Source organism: Streptomyces himalayensis subsp. himalayensis (assembly GCF_013778455.1).
Classification (GTDB): domain Bacteria; phylum Actinomycetota; class Actinomycetes; order Streptomycetales; family Streptomycetaceae; genus Streptomyces; species Streptomyces himalayensis.
The window spans coordinates 25,198-42,971 of sequence record NZ_JACEHE010000050.1 but is presented as its reverse complement, the minus strand read 5'-3'; the positions used below and the strand labels follow the sequence as shown (position 1 = coordinate 42,971).

The following is a 17,774-nucleotide window of genomic DNA, read 5'->3' as shown; positions in this document are numbered from 1 at the left end:
AACCGAACATCGGTCCCTGAAGAACCAATGCCTCCCGCCGAGGCTCGTACACTCGTCCATACATGCAGGTCAGGCCGCTAGCTGAAGCATCCGCCTGCCGCCGCAAGCAAGTCGTCGGCAAAGATCCATAACCGCTGGGGAGGATCTGGGGAGATCTTTTACGGAGAGATCTCAAACCAGTTCTGCATCGCGGTCCGGCCGCGACCATCGGCCTCCGGCATCATGTGCGCGTAGATCCGGAGCGTGATCGACGGATCCGAATGACCGAGCCACTTCGAGACTGACACGACAGACTCCCGCGCGTCCAGCTGCACACTGGCGAAGGTATGCCGCAGCGAGTGGAACCCCTGCTCCCGATCCTCGGCATATCGCTTCACCGTCCGGAACCTACCCGGCTTCCCCGCGATCGGCCGCTTCGTCACCATCGGCGGCCCGCACAGGCCCGCAGCCTCCAATGCGGGCTTCCAGATCGTGTTGTTGAAGTAGTCCCGATACCAAGCCCCACCCTGGGGTGCAGGCAGCAGAAGCTCGTAGGTTCGCGGAGCACGCTCCTTGGCTTCCTTCTCCGTCTGGGCTGGGCCCGGGTTGCCCCACGGCAGCGTCACCTTCTTCGCCGGGCGCCGCTCCAGGTGCTCACTGATCCGGTCGAGGAGATGCTGCGGCACCGGAACGGTGCGCGTCTTCTGGCCCTTCGGAAGGGCGAACACCAGCTTCGACCCGACCTTCTTCACCTGACGCCGCACATGGATCAGCTGCCCGACCTCGTCAATGTCCTCCGTCGCGAGACCAAATACCTCGCCCTGCCGTAGGCCGGCGCCCACACCCAAATCGACAGCGAGGCACATGCGTTCATCGACGGAGGAACGCACCAGTAGCACCTGCTGGCGCGTCCAAGCGCGCGCCTTCGGCTCCGGCCGGGCGGGCGGGCGCACCGATGACTGGGATCGGCAGTAGTTCCTTGTGATGCGCTCGTCTTCGACCGCTGCCTGCAGGATGACGGACAGGCTGCCCCATACATCATTGACGGTGCCCGGCCCGAGCTGGCTGTTCAGTTCCTTCAGCCATGAGCGCAGCTGCGGCGTCTTAATGGCGTTGAGAGGCATGGACCCCAGGTGCGGCAGGATGTGGTTCCAGACTTTCCCCTTCACCGTCGCGCTGGTGCTGGGGTCGCTGTAGTCCTGGTTGGGCCACCACTCGGTCTCGACGTACTCGCGCAGCAGCATGTTGCCGTCGCGCGGGTCGATGAACTCGCCCTTAGCTGACTCGTGCTGAGCCTTGGCCAGCCACGCCTTCGCGCCGTCGGGGCCCGTGAGCTTCTCGAAGCTGCGGTCTCGGACGCCGGGGATGCCGGCTACCCGATACCGCTTCCCTTGACCGTGGCGCGCGGTCTCACGCTTCTCGCCCGTCTTCGGGTCTGGGCGCTTCGTGTACCACCGGTCCTCGATGTAGCCCGGCACGCGGCTCCCCCTTTCGTGACCGTCAGGCGGCCATGGCGCCGGGCGAGTCCATGGTGACGATCTCGCCTTGCCACAACTGGAACCATTGTCCACCGGCCAAGAAGATCTCGAGGGATGGGTTGAGAGTCGCCACGAACTCGTCGACCGTCGTGGTAGGGGAGACATCAACGATTACGTGGCCCTTGTGCTCGCGTATGTCCACGGGCGGAGCATCGTGCAGCCTGGACAGTTCGACCGTCGCGCGGAGCGGACTGCCGGGCGAGTTGACGGAGATGACCTCCCCGTTCCATATCTGGTACCACTCCGCGGTGGCGAGGAAGTCCAACAGCGTGGCGTTCAGCGAAGGTGCGAACTCGGACGGTCTGGCGTGACGGGCGATGCGGATCTCCAGGAGTCCGCGCTCCTCGCGCCAGTCGGTGATGACCCCCGGTTCGAGGTCAGCAGCTTGGTACACACAGCGCAGCATGGGTCCTCCCCAACGACAGTGCACACAGTGGTCGGTCATCCACGTGTGCACGAGTGGGGAAGGATACGTCCGGTGTGCAGGCAACGACAATCTGTTGCGGTGAATGTCTACTTACGGACATTTGCGGTCAGCTGCCTGCGCAGCTGACCCGCTCCTGCTATTCCGCTTCGCGACGGGCGCGCTCATCCGCCTCGATCATCATGCGCCAGCGCAGCAGCTCCGCCTTCGACTTGCCCGCCAGGTGGCCGACGATGATGCGGACCTCTGAGTCGTAGCCAGCCAGCTCGGTGGCCTCGTAGAGAAGCCACTGCTTGGCGGTCGCTTCCTTGACGTGCCGCAGCGGCTTGCCGAGGGCTGCGGCGATAGCGCCCATCATCGGCGGCGTCGGCGGGTTGGCGGGAGGGTTCTTGACGATGCGCTGCAGGTAGGGCTTGGAGACGGTCTCGCCGGTCTCAGGGTCGATGGCACGCTCGGCGAGCTTCGCGTAGGAGTCGCCCTTGTCGAGTGCCTCCTGGATGAGCTGGGAGAGCGCGCCGATGGGCTTGGGTTCTTCGGCCGCGCCGGGGTCCGGGGCTGTGGCCGGAACCGTCATGTCCTGATCCTCTCGAGTCACTCTGTCACCGACTGTCTCTAGACGTGGGGGGTCGCGCCCGAAAAATAGCAGGTCAGTCCCTACAACCATCGCGTGTTAGAGACGAAGCGTCTACAAATCGATGTTATCTATGCGGAGACTTTGCCGATACACACGATCCAGCCGTCCAGTTTCGTAGACGAATCGTCTCTCGTGTGCTTAACTCGTCTCAGTCAAGGCCACTCCGTATCACTGGAGATCCATTGAGCCGTCGCCATCGCTACGAGCTGAGAAATCCCGAGATCCTTCGATGGGTCATGGATCACCCCGGCCGAGGCGCCCCCTACTCGGTAAGAACCTTCGCGAAAGAGGTCGGCTGCACCCCAGGCCTCATAGATCGTCTCCGCACCGGACGCCAGAAGACCGCAGGTATAGACGAAGCCCACTCCATAGCGGAGGCCAGCGGCGTCGACATCCTGGTCCTTTTCGCGCCCAAGACGTCTCCAGAACTGGACGACACGTCTCCAGAGATCACCCCCACCTCAAAGGAGTAACCCCATGCCCAACATGAAGGGCGGCAAGCCCCCCGCCCCCGCCGGCTACCTCTGGATCGAGGATGCGGCCCCGTACATCGGCCAGGCCCGCACAACGCTCTACAAGTGGCGCCAGCTCGACAAGGGGCCAAGGGGCGTGCCGATTGGCCGATACCTGGCCTACCGCATCGCCGACCTTGATGCCCACCTCGACGGCCTCTACGAGGCCGCCACCCGGGCCGAGCCCTCGCACGAGTCCCGCCCGCCGGAGCCGCGCATCGCGCACCACTCCCGCCGGCACACCGCCCGCGCCGCCGCCTAGTCGGCCAACGCAAGAGGCCGCCCCCAAACGCCAGCCCGGGAGCGACCTCGCGATCCACACCACCAGAACCCTGAAGAACAGGAGCGTGGACCGTGTCCACATTCTCTCAGAACCCTGAGCCGCTCGACGAGTTCGACCGCATCACCACGCAGGTCCCGATGCTGTCCGCGTTCCAGGTCATGTGGAACGCCGCTGAGGAGATGCTGCGCGAGACGCACCCGGAGGGCTTCGACGTCCTCGACATCGGCCGCGTCGCCTTCGACTCCCTGCCCGAGGCCGAGAAGGACGGGGCGCTGGACGCCCTGTTCTACACGTGGTGGGAAGCCGTCGAGGCCGACCGCGCAGCCCGCGCCGCCCACGAGCAGGCCGCCGGAGGTGCGCGATGAGCATCGACAACATCCCGTTCGGCCAGCCGCTGACCGCCCGCGAGTTCTTCTCGCTGCTCGACCCGAACGCGAAACCGTTCATCCCGGAGCTCGACGACAGCAACGACCTGCCCGAGCCGGCGGAGCTGGAGCAGCAGATCTCCGAGCTTCGTGCGCATGCGCTGCAGCACCTCGCCGAACGCGGCACCGCCCCGACGCCCGAGCACTGGGACCAGTGGCACGAGTTCCTCGACATCGACCCCGACCTCCGCGGCCGCGACTACAGCAAGCCCGGGAGTGCCTCGTGAGCAGCTTCAACGTGACCTTCTTCCTTGAGGAGCACGCCCACGCCCGGGGCTCGGGCCTGCCTCACCCCGCCCTGTACATCCAGCCCGACGGCGGCCACAGCGGCTCGGTCTCCTTCCAGATCAGCTCCAACCTGTCCGCAGACGAACAGCTGAAGATCGCCGAGTCGATCCTTCGCGGAGTCCAGAGGTGGCGCGACAAGCTCGCCGAAGACACGCAGCGCCGCCGCACCGCAGAGGACGAACTCGCCGCCGCTCGCGAGGAGATCGCCCGCCTCAAGGCCGAGCGTGAGAGCGGTGACGAGTCGTGAGCCTCCTCGACCTGCCGCCGATGCCCGCCGACGCCGACCCGGTGATCCTGCCCGGCCTGCTCCACGGCCTCGGCATAACCCGCCGCCCGGTACCCGCGTGGATCACCGACCCGAACTGCATCGCCTCCATCGAGGCCGGACTCATCGAACTGCCCGACGAGCTGAACGGAGGAAGCAATGCCTGAGACCACGACCGTCTGCGCCGACTGCCGGGAGATGGCCACGAACCGGGCCTGGGTCCTGCGCGCGCTGGGCCACCCGGACTGCGTCGCCGCGATGCGCGCCGAGCGGCAGGCGGCCCGCAAGTTCTGGATCCGCATCAACCCGCAGGGCTGCGTCGAGGGTTCGGCGCTCGCCGAGTACGTCGGCCCGCTCGCCGAGGACGCCCACAAGCAGTTCACGCCGAAGGTCCGCGACCGGCGCCGCGAGGCAGCCGAGGGCTGGCGGCACGAGCTCATCGGCCACGACGAGTGGCGGCAGCGCGCGGAGCCCTGCCTCCTCCGCAAGTGCGAGCACGCCACCCACAACGGTCGCGCCGTCGAGGACGTGCAGCTCCCCGAGGCCGTCTCATGACCGCCACCGCTGTGATCGCGATCTGCATCGGCCTGATAGCCGCCGGGCTCATCGCCCGCCACCAGATCGGCGACATCGCACCCGCCGTCGCCTGTGACGGCTGCACCGGCCGACCCGACTGCCCCTGCGCGGACGGTAAGGCCGACCCCCGCGACTGCAAGTGCCCGCCTGAAGGAGGCGCCTGGTGACCACCGCAACCCAGCCCACGACAACCGAGGTCGCCGCGCTCCTCGACGAGGCCGCCGGGGTCATCGGGAAGAACGGCCTGAACAAGCGGCACCTGTACGACACGAAGCAGGCCGACACGGGGCTGTCGCTGGACCGCTGCCGAGTCGACATCATCGGCGCCCTCAACATCGCCGCCCACGGCACGCCCCGCTACGCCCAATCCCCGGGCGTCTACGCCGCCGAACGCGCCCTGCTCGACCGAATCGACCGGCCATCGCTCGTCACGTGGAACGACGAGAAGGGCCGCGACAAGGACGACGCCGTCCAGCTGCTCCTCCGCACCGCTGCGGAGCTCCGGGCGGAGGCAGCAGCGTGAGCGGCCGGCACCGGCTCACGAAGGCCGGACTGAAGCAGGACAACGACGAGCTGCGGGAGCGCCTGCACTGGCAGCAGACAGAGACCGCCCGTCTCGCCGACGCGCTGGCCCTGTGCCGCCGCGACCGCCTCGCCGACAAGGAGGAGGCCGTCCGGCAGCACGACGTCGACAGCCGCGAGATCAAGCGACTGCAGGGCGCCGTGCGGGCGTGGGAAGCCGCCTGGGCCAACGCACACCGGGTGGACGTCCCGGCGCCGCGGGACCTGCGTGTCGCCGACGACCAGCCCACGGTGCCGACCGACGTCAGCGACCTCCGCGCGGTGTACCCGATCACGCCCCAGCCCGCGGCACCCGGCGCCACCGACCCGGCGCACATCCCCGCCGCCTAGACCGCCGGCCGGGCGGTGACCAGCCACCCGCCACGGTCGGCGACCAAAGCCACAACACGCCAGGGGGCTGGCCCCCCCATTGCCTGAAAGCAGGAGACATGACCACCAGCAGCCCCACGAAGGCGCCCAAGCCGCTCGCGTTCATCGACACCGAAACGACCGGACTGGACGTCGACCACCACGACGCGTGGGAGATCGCGATCATCCACCGGCGCCCCGGGCACCCGGATGCCGAGTACCTGTGGCAGATCCGCGTCAGCCTCGCCGAAGCCGACCCCGAGGCCCTGGACATCAACAGCTACCACGAGCGTTTTGCCGTGCCCGAGGGCGAGCTGGCCGTCCGGCTGGCCACCGGCAGCATGCCCGCCGACCGCCCCGTCTCCGGCCGCGATCTGATGCTCGACCTGATGGCGCTCCTGGACGGGTCCGTCCTCGTCGGCTCCAACCCGGCTTTCGATGAGCGTTTTCTGACCAAGCTCTTCCGCCAAGCCGGCGTCACCCCAGCCTGGCACTACCGCACCCGCGACATCGCGACCATGGCCGTCGGCCACCTGTACGGGCAGGCCTACACGCTGACCAAGCAGCAGTGCGACGCCGAGTTCTACGGCCGCGCCGACCGGCTCCTCGAAGGCGGCTGGAAGTCCTACGAGCTGTCCCGCCTCATGGGCATCGAGCCGCCGGTCAAGGGCGCCGCCCACACCGCACTCGGTGACGCCCGCTGGGCCCGCGACGTGTACGACGCCATCACCAAGGCCGACGCCTTCTACACCGCCACTGACGAGCAGCTCGCCGAGATGGCCGGCCAGGCCCTCTCCAACACCTACGGCGGGCAGCAGTGACCGACCCCCGGCACGCCTACGACACCGACAACGGGCGCTACTACCGCGACCCGGCCGGCGGCCCCGACCTCGTCTCCGTCACCAACGTCCTCGACACCAGCGTCAACAAGCGGGCGCTTATGCCGTGGGCGGTCAAGGTCACCGTCGAATGGATCCTCAACAACCGCATCGAGGTCGCACGCCGCGCCATCACCGACCGGGCCGAACTCACCAAGCAGATCAAGCAGATCCACCGCGACGCCCGCGACACGGCCGCCGACCTTGGCGACCGCATCCACAAGGCCGCCGAGCAGCGCCTCCTCGGTGCCCCCGTCGCAGTCGACCCCCAGGTTGCCCCCTACCTGGCACAGCTCGATCTGTGGCTGTCCTACTGGGGCGTCAACATCGAGAAGCACATCGAAGCCACCGAGATCACCTGCCTGCACCGGCGCCTCGGCTACGCCGGAACCGCCGACCTCATGATCTGGCTGCCCACCGGCAAGAACAGCGCCCTCGAGCTGTGGCTCATCGACTTCAAGACCTCCGCCACCCGCTCCGCCAAGTCCGTCTACCCGGAGAACACCCAGCAGCTCGCAGGCCTCCGCTACTGCGAGTCGGTCCTCCTGCCGGACGACTCCGAACAGCCCATGCCGAAGATCCAGCGCACCGGCATCCTCAACCTCCGCGCCAGGTCCCACGCCCTCGTCGAGATGCCCGCCGGCCGCGACGCCCACCGAGCATTCCGCGGCGCCCTCGCCAACGCGCTCTGGCATCACGCAGCCCCTTCCACATACCCGGCGCTCCTCGCCCCCGGCCAGCCCGCTCCGGCGCGGCGCCGCACGATCCGAAAGGCAGCCTGAGCATGGGCTCCCGACTCCGCAATATCCAGGCACGCGCAGCCGAGCACGGACGCTTGCGTACCGGCTACACCCAGGGCAACCGGCCCGTCCGCTCCGCGACGTGGGTCGTCACCTCGCACTCCGAGGAGCACGTCCGTACCGCGGCCGAGCTGTGGGGCGGCGCTCCGGAGCAGTGGCAGGCGCTGAATTCCACGATCACGCAGTGGCGGGTCATCACCAAGGCGTCCTCGATCGAGGCGCTCATCACCCCCGGCGACCCGCTGAACCAGTACAACGAGCTCTGGACGAAGGGCGGCTGCCAGCGTCGCTGCGACGGCGAGACCGAGCTGCTGTCCCGCCAGCCGTGCCTGTGCGCCCGGCAGTTCGGCGAGGACTGGCACCAGCAGAAAAAGGGCGTGGTCTGCTCCACCACCTCCCGCCTGAACGTGATGCTCCCGGACCTGTCCGGCATGGGCATGTGGCGGGCCGAGACCCACAGCTTCTACGCCGCATCCGAGTGGGGCGGCATGGTCGACATGGTCCTCGCCGGAACGAGGGGCGATGGCTTCGTACCGGTGAATCTGCGGATCGAGCCCAGGCAGGTCGTCCGCGACGGGCAGACGAAGAAGTTCCCCGTCGTTGTGGTGGAGCTGCGCGGCGTGACCCCGCGGCAGGCCCTGGCCGGGCCGATGACGGCAGCGGTCGCCCTGGATCCGGGCGCCACCAGTCAGGCCGTCGCCGCGATCGAGGCACCGCGACCGGACTACCTCGCCGAGGCCGAGGCCGCGCTCACCCCGGACGACGTCGGCGACGTGTACCGGCGGGCGAACGCCGCCGGCCACCTGAACGACGAGCTGATCGCTGGCCTGACGGCGATCGCGGACCGGCTCAAGGCCGAGGCCGCCGGACCGGACGAGGACGGCGCATACGAAGCCGAACTCGTCGAGCAGCAGTAGCCCGCACCCATCGAGAGCCGCCCGCGGGCAGTGCGGGCGGCTCCTCACCCCAAGGACATCACATGAAGAAGCGTCTGTCTGTCGCCGAGCGTCTCGCGTCGACCGTCAAGGACCAGCTGCTCGAGGACATCTCCCGCCACGACGAGTGGGACCGGTTCCTCGTCGAGCAGGCCGTCCTCCACTTCGGCGAGGCCCGCGACGAGTTCACCTGCAACCAGCTCCGCGAGCTGCTGCCCGACCTCGGCCCCGGATTCCTCGGCGCCGCCATCAACAGCCTCCGCGGCGGCGGCGTGATCGAGCACACCGGGCGGATGGTGCCGTCGACCTCCGGCCCCACCCACGGGCACCGGATATCGGTTTGGCGACTCACCGACAAGGGCCGGGCCATAGCCACCCAGCGCCGCGCCATGCGGAACAAGCAGCGGAGGGCCGCCGCGTGATCGCCGCCCTGATCCTCGTCTGCCTCGCCGGCCTCGGCATCGCCGCCGTCGCCCGCGCGCTCATCGTCCGACCCTCGAGGAGGCAGCCGTGATCGCCGACGCCCTGTACGCCGCCAACGCCATCTTTTGGGGCGCCCTCATCTCCGCCGCGATCCTCGGCTTCTTCGTCGCCTTCCATGCCGCAGCCGCCTGCTACTGGCTCGCCCGCGCCACACGTCAAGCCTGGCTCCGCATCGCCTGCGCCGGAGCCATCACCGAACTCCTCAACAACCCGCCCGCCGACGGCATCCGGCGACTCCACAACGACCTCGCCACGCGCGAAGGGGGGACCCAGTGACTACCGCGACCAAGACACTGCCGCCGCACGGCACCTACGCGCGGGCCCGCGGCAACCACCGCAGTGGGCAGGAGCGCTGCTACTGCGCCCCCTGCAGGGCAGCGGAACGTGCGTACACAAAGCACCAGCGCTACCTCAAAGCCACTGGGCGCGGCCTCCTCGTCGACGCTGCACCCGTCGCCGCACACCTGCGCATGCTCATGGACAACGGCGACGCTCTGACGATCATCGCCGAGCAGATCGGACGGCCACGCAGCACCCTCGAGAACATCATCAGCGGCCGTTCCAAGCGTGTCCGCCGCCAGACCGCCGACCAGATCATGGCGATGAAGCCCGGCAACGCCATCGCCGCCAACCGATCCGTGCCCGCGGTGGGATCCATCCGTCGTATCCGGGCGCTCACGGCGCTCGGCCACTCCCTCAAGGCCGTCGCGGCAGCCGGCGACATCGAGGATTCCACCGCCAGCTACCTGCTCAACGGCCACTCCGAGACCATTCGCTACGAGCTGGCCCAGCGGGTCAAGGTCGCATACCGCAAGCTCGGCGAGTCCCGCGGCACGTCCGTCCGCAACCTCAAGCGGGCAGCCCGCGAGATGTGGGCGCCGCCCGGCGCATGGGACGACGAGGCGATCGACGACCCCAACGCCGCGCCGGACTGGACGGGCTGCTGCGGCACCGACCGCGGCTACTGGGTCCACAAGCGGCAGAGCCTGCCGATGTGCCTCGCCTGCGAGCACGCCCACGCTGGCTGGCTCGCCGCGCACGCGCACCTCGACGGCAAGACGCGCAACCAGCTGAAGTTCGCCGCGCGCAATGCCGCCGCCACCCGCGAAGCCGACCTGGCTGCAGACGCACGCGAACTCATGTGGGTCTCCGGCCTAAGCGTCGAGCAGGCCGCCGAACGGCTCAGCGTCACGAAAGTCCACCTGCAGCAGGCGCTCAAGCGCCACCCCGAGATGAAGCAGGAGGTCGCCGCGTGAGCTTCTACGTCTCCCTCACCTGCGACGTACCGGACACCGAGGTCGGGCCGTGCATGTCCGAGGACAGCGGACCCGGCGCCCCGCAGTCGGCAACCGCCGCTCGCCGGATCCTCCAGCGCCAGGGCTGGCACCGCACCCGCGACGGCCGCGACATCTGCCCGGACTGCTGGGAAGCGGGGCGGCGATGACCGGCCGCCGGCAGCCACACGCCGGGCCCTGACCCGAAGCACCCAGCACCCGCAGACCTATCCGCAACGCCAGTAAGAGAGGAGCCGACCGTGGTCAACTACCTGCTCTGGCACACCGAGCTCGGCGAGCTCGACATCCGCAAGCCAGACCTCGGTCGGCCCGAGCTCCCCGGCGTGTGGGAACGGCTGCTGCAGGACCGCAGCAGCCCGCTCTCCCGCCGCGGCCTGCAATGCGGAGGCGTCTGCCGCGACCAGGGCCACGTCGAGTGGATGTACGTCTACGAACGGCAAGGCCAGCGGATCGCCGCTCACGAGGCGAAGACGGCCGAACGGCGTCACATCTCCAACGAGAGCCCCGAGCACCAGGCGTACAAGGAGCGCACCGTCCGCGTCGCCACCGAGGCCGGGCACCGCGCGGAGGCGGAAGCCCGCACCAAGGACGGCAAGGTCCGCAGCGACGTCCTCGTCTACGGCGCCAACGACATGCCGACCGGCTTCGAAATCCAGCGCTCCTTCGAACCGGAGAATGCCATCCGGCGCCGCAACAAGGCATCCGCTGACCACGGGGTTCTCGCCGCCTGGCACACCGACGACAGCCAGATGTTCAGCCGCAACGAAGTCGCCTGGACGCGCACCGACAACAACCTGCCGCCCAAGGCCATACGGGATGGCGCGCACCTGCAGGTCCGAGGCGGCTACCGCTACCTGCATATGGAGAAGTGCGACGAGCGCCGTGCACGCCCCTGCCTGACCAAGAAGACCGGCAAGTGCGGCAAGTGGCATCCCGTCTCCTCGGTGCGCCAGATCTCCTATGACGACTTCGTCCGTGGCGTCGCGGCTGGCGAGGTCGTCCAGGCGGGCGTCAAGGAGTTCCGGACGACCTTCCACTTCTGGACCACGGCCCTGGAGCTCGACCGGTACGAGGACACCATCGGCCGCTCCGTCCGCCCCGTCGGGCCCAAGCCGCGCAAGCCGGCCACCGGCTCCTCGGACCGCGACCCCACCTGCAGGGCACGGCCTCGCATCGAGATCAGCCGCGGCCCGCACCTCAACTGGCGGGACAGCTCGCACTGGTCGTCGATCGACGCGCCCTGCCGCTACTGCCGTGGCCTCACGCACCTGCGCGACGACACCGGCCGCCCCTCGCATAAGACCTGCGCCGAAGCCCAGCTCGGCACCTGACCTCATCCACGCCGTAGGAAAGAAGCTCCGATGCCCTGGGTCCGCCTGGACGATCGCTTCCCGTCACATCGCAAGGTGGCGCTGCTCTCCGATCGTGCCTTCCGGTTGCACGTCTCCGCGATCTGCTGGTGCGCCGAGAACCTCACCGACGGGCACATCCGCGAGCGCGAACTGACGCTTGTGGCGCACGTGCGCAGCCTGAAGGCCACGGCGCAGCAGCTCGAGGACGCCGGCTTGTGGGACCGCGTCGACGGCGGATGGGTGATCCACGACTACCTGAGCTACAACCCGTCCCGCGAGCAGGTCATCGCCGAGCGGAAGAAGAACGCCGCCCGACAGGAGGCGTTCCGGCGCCGAAGGAACGGCAAGCCAGTGCCGCCCGACCCGTCGAGTAACGGGCGTAGTAACGGCGTTACGCGATCCGGCGAAACGCACGCCGACGACACGAACGCTGCACGACGGCGACACGACGGCGACACGACGGCGAACGATAACCGTTCAGTTTCAGAAGAAGAGTCGCAGGTCAGCGCGTTTCGTAACGGCGTTACTAACGGCGCCCCGACCCGACCCGACCCGAACCCCATAGATGTGGCTGATGTAGATGGGGGAGGTAACGGTAGTAGCGCGACTGATCTTGACGCTTTCGCGCCCACACCGATCGAGGTCGACGGCTTCCAGCTGACCGACGCCATGCGCCGATGGGCCCACGCCACCTACCCGCACGTCGACATCGACCACAGCACAGCCCAGTTCGTCAGCCACTACCGCTCCACCGGCGCCCGCCGGAAGAGCTGGCCCGACGCCTGGCAGAAGTGGGTCCGCGACGACGCCCAACGCGCCCCCCGTCGCCTGCAGCACCAGCCGGCCAACGTCATCCAGCTGCCCTCTGGCCAGACCCTCACCGGCACTGACGCGAAGGTCGCCGGCTGGGCCGCCATCGCCGCCAGCTTCGAAAGCGAGGACTCCGCATGAATCCGAAGGAAGCCGCCGAACTCCTTGGCCATTGCACGGCTTTCGACAACCGGCAGCCCTCTGCTGCTGCCGCTATCGCTTGGGCTTCCGCCCTGCACGACGTGCCGCTCGACGACGACGCCAAGGCCGCGGTGGCGCTGTACTACACGACTCCGCCGCAGGATCCGAAGGAGCGGCTGTGGATCCTGCCGCACCACGTCCGCACCCTCCGCACGAAACTCCGCTCGGCGCGACTGGAGAACTTCCAGTACGAGCCAATCGGCGACGAGACCGTGCCCCAGTACCTGGCCCGACTGCGCGGCCAGGTGCAGGCCATAGCCTCCGGCCGCATCGCTGCTCCCACCGGACGGCTGGCGCTCGAGGGCGCCCCGCACCGGGGTTTCGTCCAGGAGCTCGAGGCCCGCGGCTACGCGGTCGGCCGCGACGTGCCGGACAGCGACGACGAGGCGCTCGTCGACACCGTGCGCCGCGCCGGTCCGCTCGGCATCCAGTGCCCCGCATGCGGCGCCGAGATCGGCCACCCCTGCAAGGCGCCCGGCGGCAGCCGCAAGCACGTCCTCGGCAAGCCCCGCAGCAAGCCGCACACCGCCCGCATTCGCGCCTCATCTGGCGAGCCGGAGCTGACGCCCGAGCAGCTCGCCGACCAAGAGGCGCGAGTCCGCGAGGCCTCCCGCCTCAAGCTCGCCGAACTCGAGAACGACACCAGCACCCCAGACGACCAGCCCATGGAGGAGTCCGCATGACCCGCCGCCCCGCCGCCCCGATGCCCGACTCGATCCGCCACCTGCTCCGTGCCGCCCAGCATCCGGCGCGTGCCGTGGACTGCCCGCACTGCGGAGCCCTCGACCGCCGGCCTTGCACCACGGTCTCCGGCCGCCACCTCCTCCCGCAGCCCCACCCCGGCCGCATCTCCGCCTGGGCCCGCGCGACCGCCTGCTGCCCGCAATGCCAGGTCGAGCCCGGCACTCCCTGCCACGACGAAGGCCGCGCCCGCACCACCGTCCACGCCCGCCGCTACCAGGAAGCCGAGGCCACCGCCGCATGAACCGCACTTGCCGCCACAACTGCGGCCGACCCGCACGCCCCGGCCGGTACGTGTGCAATCCCTGCCGCGGACGCCAGTGGCGCGAGCGTCACCGCCCTTCCAGCTGGCAGGACTTCGACGAGACCGACGTCGAGCTGATCGTGTCCGACCCGCGGCCCGTCGAGGGCCTGACCCGCCTCGAGCGGGTGATGGTCGCCCGCGGACTGCACGGCCGCCTGCCGGGCGAGGAGATCGCGCGCGTCGTCGGGGTCACGCCGCGCACCGTGTGGCGGTGGGCGGCCGAGGGCTGGAAGCAGGCCGCCGCCTGATGCCGCACGTTGAACCGCGCCCGGACGCCGCGTGATCACGCAAGCGGCCCGCCCCGGAGCTAGCGGGGCGGGCCTCCGCCAAGGCAACCACACAACCCGCAAGGAGACCCGATGACAGATCAGCCTGCCGAGCCCGTTCTCCCGCGGGTCACCGTTGGGCTCGTGCTGTGGCCCACCGCTGGCGACTCCTACGCGAACCCCGACGTAAGCGCCGACGAATGGCGCCACTTCGCCGAGCACTACGCCGACATCCCGCTGATCGAGCTGTGGCGCCGCCTGCGTCTGGCCGAGTGGAACGCGGCCGAGTACCGGCGGCAGGCCGAGCAGTGGTGCGAGATAGCCAGCAGGACTCCGCCGCTGCACGTGATCGAGGAGACCGCTGATCGGCACAAGCGGATCACCGCTCTCCTCGCCAAGCCCGGCCGTATCTCCAGGGCCCTACTCACCGCGGCGCTCTCTGAGCGCGAGGACACCTGGAACGCACGCGAGGAGGCGTCATGACCGGCAAGTCCTGCGCCAACGACTGGTGCACCCGCCCCCACCACGCCAAGGGCTACTGCCAGGTCTGCTACCGGCGCGGCTGGGCCGCGGGAGACATGACCCGCGCCCAAATCCGCTACGAAAACTGGGGCCAGTCCCGCAACACCGTCGATGAGGTCGCGGTCGAACGACTGTGCGCCGGAGACATCCCCGAGGAAACAACCCTCGGCGAGCGTGAGGCAGCCGTCCGCCGGCTCCACGCACTGGGATGGAACGACGTCGAGATCGAGGCCCGGCTGCGCAGGCCGCCGCAGTACGTGCTCAAGGTCCGCCGTCGCCTCGGCCTTCCGCCCAACCAGATCGGCGGGAGGCGCACGGGTCAGGTGTACGTCACCGCCCGAGACCAGGACAGGCAGGCGCCCACGTCGTCGTCGCAACTGCTGCCGCACCCGTGGCTATCCGAAGCGCGAGCCGTACCCAAACGCCCCGCCGCGTGAACGTGAGCGATCCGCCCGGCTGCTATCCGGGCGGATCTGCCCCGACCCTGCCACACCAACCCGGAGGAACCGATGACCGACCACCCGCTGCCCGTCGGCGCTCGCGTGCGGCACTACGGCCAGCAGTGGCCCGCAGCCCGCGCCGGCACCGCCACCATCTGCGAAGCCGTCGGCCCTCTGCGTGACGGCAGCTACGAGTACCGCGTGACGGCAGGCGAGGACGTCTCGCGCCGCACCGGTCCGGACAACCCCGAGACGCGGGAGGCGTGGTGGTCGTCCGACGTCACGATCCCGGCCGACGAGGACCCGTCGTGACCGCCCCGCGCCCCCTCCGCCTGGCCGTGACCGCGCGCACGGCGGAGGTGCTGCGCCGCTGCTACCGCGGCCAGGACCCGGCCGCCGTCCTCGAACGCGCCACCCGCATGCTCGCCACCGCCGACGGCCACCTCACGCCCGACGGGCGCATCAAGAACCGGAGGCGGCCGTGAGAGGCCCGGCCCGTATGCCGCTGACCCCGCGGCAGGCGCAAGTCCTGACCGCCGCTGCTGATGGCGCCCCGCTTGCCGAGGTCGCCCGCCGGCTCGGCACGACCCGCCCGCAGATCGCTGCTCGCCTCGCCGAGGCTTACCAGCGGCTCGACGTCACCCACCTGCCCCGCGACGAACGCCGGGCCGCAGCCATCCGCATCGCTCGCAAGCGCGGCCTGATCCCCAACCAGCAGAGGAGCGCCACCTGATGGCCACGTTCACGACCCGCACCGTCACCAGCACCCGCCACGAGTGGATCGTCCCCGCCGCCGAACCGTGGGGCGCACCCGCCGAGGAGGTCTCCAAGGCGTGGGCGGTCGCCGCTGCCCGGTACCGCGAGGCCCACGGCCTGCCTGAGGACGCCGCCATCCCCGGTAACGCCCTCACGTTCCACGTCACCGACGACGCCATCGTCATCAGCTACACCATCGAGGAGGCCGCGTGAGCGCCCAGGAAGGGCCTCAGCGCCCGCCTGACGCCGTTTCGGACCCGCAGCGGGGCGATTGTCGTACCCGCACCCCGGAGGCCGTCAGCGAGCCGTCAGAGGCCGTCGCCCCGCACGACGGGCCGACCGTCGCCGAATGCCGCGACGCCGACCGCGCCCACTGGGACGACAAGTACGACCAGCCCCGGTCCTGACCGAGCCACCACCCGCTAGCCGCAACGCCCGCTGAATCGCCGCAAGGAGCCTTCGCCGTGAACCTCGACGACGCCCCCGCACCGACCTGCTCCGTCTGCCTTCGCCCGCTGTACGCCGACGAGTTGGGGCATCAGGCATGCCGGCCCTGCACCGATCGGGTCGACCTGCATCTGCGGGCCCTCGCCGGGCCGGAGGGGCTGTACGCCCGCCTCGGCGGTCGGCTGATGCCCGGCAGCGGAAACGGGGGCCCGGCGGTCTCCGGGAGCCGCACAGCCCCGCTCCCGCTGCGCCTTGAGCCACTGTCGTTGCTCGCCCGCGGGGGCGTAGTCACGATCCTGCAGACTTGGATCGTCGACTTCCATGAGCTGCTGGGCTACACGTACCCGCGCTGGGAGGGCGACCTGCAGCAGCAGTGCGACCAGGCCGTGAAGCGGCTGCGGATCCTGCTGCCTTGGGCCGCCGAGAAGCACCCCGCCTTCGAAGAGGTGGCCCGCGAGATATCCCAGCTGCGCCGGCAGTGCGAAGCGCAGGTCTCCGGCGAGCGGCCGCCCCGGCGCGTGCCCGTCCAATGCGGCTGCGGGCAGGTGCTGCGCATCACCCTCGACAGCGACGGCGCCCGCTGCCCCCAGTGCCAAGCGCAGTACGGGCACTCGGAGCTGCTCGACCTGCCTTTGGCGGAACGGCGGGCCGCGGCGTGACGAAGGCCCCCGCCGAGATGGCGGGGGCCTTTCGCTGTGGGAGCTAGACGGAAGTCTTGGACCGTCGCGTTTTGCGCCTTGCCGGCTCATCCTTCAGCAGTTGTGAGACGCGCTGGAAGGAGAGTCCCAGGATGCGGCCTGCGTCCCGCTGGCTGAGGCTCCGTGTCAGGGTTGAGGCCGCATGCTGCATCACGCGTCGTTCCCTCTCCTCCACCTCCGCCCGCGCCTTCCTGACTTCGGCCGCTTCTCGAAGGACAGCGCGTTCCTCTTCGCTCAGCTCCGGTTCGACGGACACGCTGATCGTGTCGGGTTCTACGTCGAGCATGACCGCGATCGCCTCGCGGGCCGCAGCGTCGGCCTGCTCCAGGCGCTTGGCCTGACTGAAGACACCCGGCAGGTCGGGAACCTCGAGGGCCCACCAGTCGCCGGTTCGCCGCGCAACAACGCGGTAGGCGCTCATCGCCACCACCCCTCTCCAAGTTCGGGTTCGAGTGTCTTGCAGATGTTCTCAGCGGTGATCTCGTTGACCTCGCTGTGCTTAGGGATCACAACGCGAGTCGAGCCGCAGACCCACATCTGGTGGCTGCCCTTCTGGCGCAGCATCTCGAAGGGGAGGCCCTTGGCTTTGGCCGCGTCTCTGATCTTCTTGATCAGGTCCCTGTGCTTCATGAGTATAAGTCTAGCCCCGCTAGACTGGTCAAGTCAAGCGGGGCTAGACTTATCTCTACAGCTCGGTCAGCGTGTACGGCGAGGGCAGTGGAGGCAGCGGCACCCGCAGCACATCCCCCAGCAGCGCGCGGGCCACGGCGTCCCGCTCCCACTCCGGCCGGCCCGGCGGCATCGACAGCAGCACCCGGCCATCAGCGACGACCGCCGCTCCGGTGAACGCGGCGTCGGTGATGCGGGAGTCGACCAGCTCGGCGCCGACCTCGGCGAGGAGCTGGGGGAGCGGGGCCTCGAGGAGGCGCGTGGGAGATATCACGGGCCGGTCTAACACAGCCTGGGTAGACTTCACGGCAGAGTCCTTTCTT

35 protein-coding genes are annotated in these 17,774 nt (G+C 69.4%); 29 read left to right on the top strand and 6 right to left on the bottom strand.

Annotation, left to right across the window (positions count from 1 at the left end):
- Positions 1–158: 158 nt before the first annotated feature.
- The 3 genes from H1D24_RS39330 to H1D24_RS39325 form a co-directional block, all read right to left on the bottom strand.
- Positions 159–1,457: a site-specific integrase gene (locus H1D24_RS39330; RefSeq protein ID WP_309484613.1), complete on the bottom strand. Its 1,299-nt coding sequence runs from the start codon at positions 1,455–1,457 to the stop codon at positions 159–161.
- A 22-nt stretch (positions 1,458–1,479) separates the two neighbouring features.
- Positions 1,480–1,923 carry a hypothetical protein gene (locus H1D24_RS43300; protein WP_258564685.1) on the bottom strand — a complete coding sequence of 148 codons (444 nt, stop codon included), beginning with the start codon at positions 1,921–1,923 and terminating at the stop codon, positions 1,480–1,482.
- Positions 1,924–2,080: 157 nt separating this feature from the next.
- On the bottom strand, positions 2,081–2,515 hold the full coding sequence (locus tag H1D24_RS39325) for a hypothetical protein (RefSeq protein WP_181662560.1): 435 nt from the start codon (positions 2,513–2,515) through the stop codon (positions 2,081–2,083).
- 537 nt (positions 2,516–3,052) lie between these two features.
- On the opposite strand from H1D24_RS39325, the gene H1D24_RS39320 reads away from it, so the two are divergent.
- The 29 genes from H1D24_RS39320 to H1D24_RS39180 all read left to right on the top strand — a co-directional run bounded on the left by H1D24_RS39320 (position 3,053) and on the right by H1D24_RS39180 (position 16,743).
- The gene (locus H1D24_RS39320) at positions 3,053–3,349 is read left to right on the top strand and encodes a helix-turn-helix transcriptional regulator (protein ID WP_181662559.1); all 297 of its coding nucleotides are present in this window, start codon (positions 3,053–3,055) and stop codon (positions 3,347–3,349) included.
- Positions 3,350–3,441: 92 nt separating this feature from the next.
- Positions 3,442–3,735 (top strand): hypothetical protein, encoded by a 294-nt coding sequence (locus tag H1D24_RS39315; RefSeq protein WP_309484612.1) that lies wholly within the window; start codon positions 3,442–3,444, stop codon positions 3,733–3,735.
- Entirely contained in the window at positions 3,732–4,022 is a 291-nt protein-coding gene (locus H1D24_RS39310) for a hypothetical protein (protein ID WP_181662558.1), read from the top strand. The genes H1D24_RS39315 and H1D24_RS39310 overlap by 4 nt, the downstream gene beginning before the upstream one ends.
- Positions 4,019–4,330 carry a hypothetical protein gene (locus H1D24_RS39305; RefSeq protein ID WP_181662557.1) on the top strand — a complete coding sequence of 104 codons (312 nt, stop codon included), beginning with the start codon at positions 4,019–4,021 and terminating at the stop codon, positions 4,328–4,330. The genes H1D24_RS39310 and H1D24_RS39305 overlap by 4 nt, the downstream gene beginning before the upstream one ends.
- Positions 4,327–4,515: a hypothetical protein gene (locus tag H1D24_RS39300; RefSeq protein ID WP_181662556.1), complete on the top strand. Its 189-nt coding sequence runs from the start codon at positions 4,327–4,329 to the stop codon at positions 4,513–4,515. The genes H1D24_RS39305 and H1D24_RS39300 overlap by 4 nt, the downstream gene beginning before the upstream one ends.
- The gene (locus H1D24_RS39295) at positions 4,508–4,903 is read left to right on the top strand and encodes a hypothetical protein (RefSeq protein ID WP_181662555.1); all 396 of its coding nucleotides are present in this window, start codon (positions 4,508–4,510) and stop codon (positions 4,901–4,903) included. The genes H1D24_RS39300 and H1D24_RS39295 overlap by 8 nt, the downstream gene beginning before the upstream one ends.
- On the top strand, positions 4,900–5,091 hold the full coding sequence (locus H1D24_RS39290; protein WP_181662554.1) for a hypothetical protein: 192 nt from the start codon (positions 4,900–4,902) through the stop codon (positions 5,089–5,091). Before H1D24_RS39295 ends, H1D24_RS39290 begins: the two co-directional genes overlap by 4 nt.
- Positions 5,088–5,447 (top strand): DUF6197 family protein, encoded by a 360-nt coding sequence (locus H1D24_RS39285; RefSeq protein ID WP_181662553.1) that lies wholly within the window; start codon positions 5,088–5,090, stop codon positions 5,445–5,447. The genes H1D24_RS39290 and H1D24_RS39285 overlap by 4 nt, the downstream gene beginning before the upstream one ends.
- On the top strand, positions 5,444–5,836 hold the full coding sequence (locus tag H1D24_RS39280; RefSeq protein WP_181662552.1) for a hypothetical protein: 393 nt from the start codon (positions 5,444–5,446) through the stop codon (positions 5,834–5,836). Before H1D24_RS39285 ends, H1D24_RS39280 begins: the two co-directional genes overlap by 4 nt.
- A 98-nt stretch (positions 5,837–5,934) precedes the next feature.
- Positions 5,935–6,675, top strand: coding sequence for a 3'-5' exonuclease (locus H1D24_RS39275; protein WP_181662551.1), 741 nt, complete (start codon positions 5,935–5,937; stop codon positions 6,673–6,675).
- Positions 6,672–7,514 (top strand): hypothetical protein, encoded by an 843-nt coding sequence (locus tag H1D24_RS39270; RefSeq protein WP_181662550.1) that lies wholly within the window; start codon positions 6,672–6,674, stop codon positions 7,512–7,514. Before H1D24_RS39275 ends, H1D24_RS39270 begins: the two co-directional genes overlap by 4 nt.
- A 2-nt stretch (positions 7,515–7,516) precedes the next feature.
- Positions 7,517–8,449 (top strand): recombination directionality factor, encoded by a 933-nt coding sequence (locus H1D24_RS39265; RefSeq protein WP_181662549.1) that lies wholly within the window; start codon positions 7,517–7,519, stop codon positions 8,447–8,449.
- Positions 8,450–8,511: 62 nt separating this feature from the next.
- A complete protein-coding gene (locus H1D24_RS39260; RefSeq protein WP_181662548.1) occupies positions 8,512–8,889 on the top strand; it encodes a UBA domain-containing protein in 378 nt (125 codons plus the stop codon).
- Between the two features lie 88 nt (positions 8,890–8,977).
- A complete protein-coding gene (locus tag H1D24_RS39255; RefSeq protein WP_181662547.1) occupies positions 8,978–9,226 on the top strand; it encodes a hypothetical protein in 249 nt (82 codons plus the stop codon).
- Positions 9,223–10,206 carry a hypothetical protein gene (locus H1D24_RS39250; protein ID WP_181662546.1) on the top strand — a complete coding sequence of 328 codons (984 nt, stop codon included), beginning with the start codon at positions 9,223–9,225 and terminating at the stop codon, positions 10,204–10,206. The genes H1D24_RS39255 and H1D24_RS39250 overlap by 4 nt, the downstream gene beginning before the upstream one ends.
- The gene (locus tag H1D24_RS39245) at positions 10,203–10,394 is read left to right on the top strand and encodes a hypothetical protein (protein ID WP_181662545.1); all 192 of its coding nucleotides are present in this window, start codon (positions 10,203–10,205) and stop codon (positions 10,392–10,394) included. The genes H1D24_RS39250 and H1D24_RS39245 overlap by 4 nt, the downstream gene beginning before the upstream one ends.
- Positions 10,395–10,484: 90 nt before the next feature.
- Positions 10,485–11,576 (top strand): competence protein CoiA family protein, encoded by a 1,092-nt coding sequence (locus tag H1D24_RS39240; RefSeq protein ID WP_181662566.1) that lies wholly within the window; start codon positions 10,485–10,487, stop codon positions 11,574–11,576.
- A 30-nt stretch (positions 11,577–11,606) separates the two neighbouring features.
- On the top strand, positions 11,607–12,548 hold the full coding sequence (locus H1D24_RS39235) for a hypothetical protein (RefSeq protein WP_181662544.1): 942 nt from the start codon (positions 11,607–11,609) through the stop codon (positions 12,546–12,548).
- Positions 12,545–13,291, top strand: coding sequence for a zinc finger domain-containing protein (locus H1D24_RS39230; RefSeq protein WP_181662543.1), 747 nt, complete (start codon positions 12,545–12,547; stop codon positions 13,289–13,291). The genes H1D24_RS39235 and H1D24_RS39230 overlap by 4 nt, the downstream gene beginning before the upstream one ends.
- Entirely contained in the window at positions 13,288–13,593 is a 306-nt protein-coding gene (locus H1D24_RS39225; RefSeq protein WP_181662542.1) for a zinc finger domain-containing protein, read from the top strand. Before H1D24_RS39230 ends, H1D24_RS39225 begins: the two co-directional genes overlap by 4 nt.
- Positions 13,590–13,901 (top strand): hypothetical protein, encoded by a 312-nt coding sequence (locus H1D24_RS39220; protein ID WP_181662541.1) that lies wholly within the window; start codon positions 13,590–13,592, stop codon positions 13,899–13,901. Before H1D24_RS39225 ends, H1D24_RS39220 begins: the two co-directional genes overlap by 4 nt.
- A gap of 111 nt (positions 13,902–14,012) precedes the next feature.
- Positions 14,013–14,402 (top strand): hypothetical protein, encoded by a 390-nt coding sequence (locus H1D24_RS39215; RefSeq protein WP_181662540.1) that lies wholly within the window; start codon positions 14,013–14,015, stop codon positions 14,400–14,402.
- Positions 14,399–14,878 carry a hypothetical protein gene (locus tag H1D24_RS39210; protein ID WP_181662539.1) on the top strand — a complete coding sequence of 160 codons (480 nt, stop codon included), beginning with the start codon at positions 14,399–14,401 and terminating at the stop codon, positions 14,876–14,878. The genes H1D24_RS39215 and H1D24_RS39210 overlap by 4 nt, the downstream gene beginning before the upstream one ends.
- Before the next feature lie 72 nt (positions 14,879–14,950).
- Complete coding sequence (locus H1D24_RS39205) at positions 14,951–15,193, top strand: hypothetical protein (protein WP_181662538.1); 243 nt, start codon at positions 14,951–14,953, stop codon at positions 15,191–15,193.
- Entirely contained in the window at positions 15,190–15,366 is a 177-nt protein-coding gene (locus H1D24_RS39200; RefSeq protein WP_181662537.1) for a hypothetical protein, read from the top strand. Before H1D24_RS39205 ends, H1D24_RS39200 begins: the two co-directional genes overlap by 4 nt.
- The gene (locus H1D24_RS39195) at positions 15,363–15,614 is read left to right on the top strand and encodes a helix-turn-helix domain-containing protein (RefSeq protein ID WP_181662536.1); all 252 of its coding nucleotides are present in this window, start codon (positions 15,363–15,365) and stop codon (positions 15,612–15,614) included. Before H1D24_RS39200 ends, H1D24_RS39195 begins: the two co-directional genes overlap by 4 nt.
- Positions 15,614–15,850, top strand: a complete 237-nt coding sequence (locus H1D24_RS39190) for a hypothetical protein (RefSeq protein WP_181662535.1) — start codon at positions 15,614–15,616, stop codon at positions 15,848–15,850. Before H1D24_RS39195 ends, H1D24_RS39190 begins: the two co-directional genes overlap by 1 nt.
- Positions 15,847–16,044, top strand: a complete 198-nt coding sequence (locus H1D24_RS39185) for a hypothetical protein (RefSeq protein WP_181662534.1) — start codon at positions 15,847–15,849, stop codon at positions 16,042–16,044. Before H1D24_RS39190 ends, H1D24_RS39185 begins: the two co-directional genes overlap by 4 nt.
- Before the next feature lie 57 nt (positions 16,045–16,101).
- Entirely contained in the window at positions 16,102–16,743 is a 642-nt protein-coding gene (locus tag H1D24_RS39180) for a hypothetical protein (protein ID WP_181662533.1), read from the top strand.
- A gap of 43 nt (positions 16,744–16,786) precedes the next feature.
- Here the strand turns inward: H1D24_RS39180 and H1D24_RS39175 are convergent, their stop codons facing one another.
- Genes H1D24_RS39175 through H1D24_RS39165 form a run of 3 tightly spaced genes read right to left on the bottom strand, consistent with a single transcriptional unit; the run spans position 16,787 to position 17,725 of the window.
- A complete protein-coding gene (locus tag H1D24_RS39175; RefSeq protein WP_181662532.1) occupies positions 16,787–17,203 on the bottom strand; it encodes a type II toxin-antitoxin system HicB family antitoxin in 417 nt (138 codons plus the stop codon).
- Entirely contained in the window at positions 17,200–17,412 is a 213-nt protein-coding gene (locus tag H1D24_RS39170; RefSeq protein WP_181662531.1) for a type II toxin-antitoxin system HicA family toxin, read from the bottom strand. The genes H1D24_RS39175 and H1D24_RS39170 overlap by 4 nt, the downstream gene beginning before the upstream one ends.
- A gap of 55 nt (positions 17,413–17,467) precedes the next feature.
- Positions 17,468–17,725: a hypothetical protein gene (locus H1D24_RS39165; protein WP_181662530.1), complete on the bottom strand. Its 258-nt coding sequence runs from the start codon at positions 17,723–17,725 to the stop codon at positions 17,468–17,470.
- Positions 17,726–17,774: the final 49 nt, after the last annotated feature.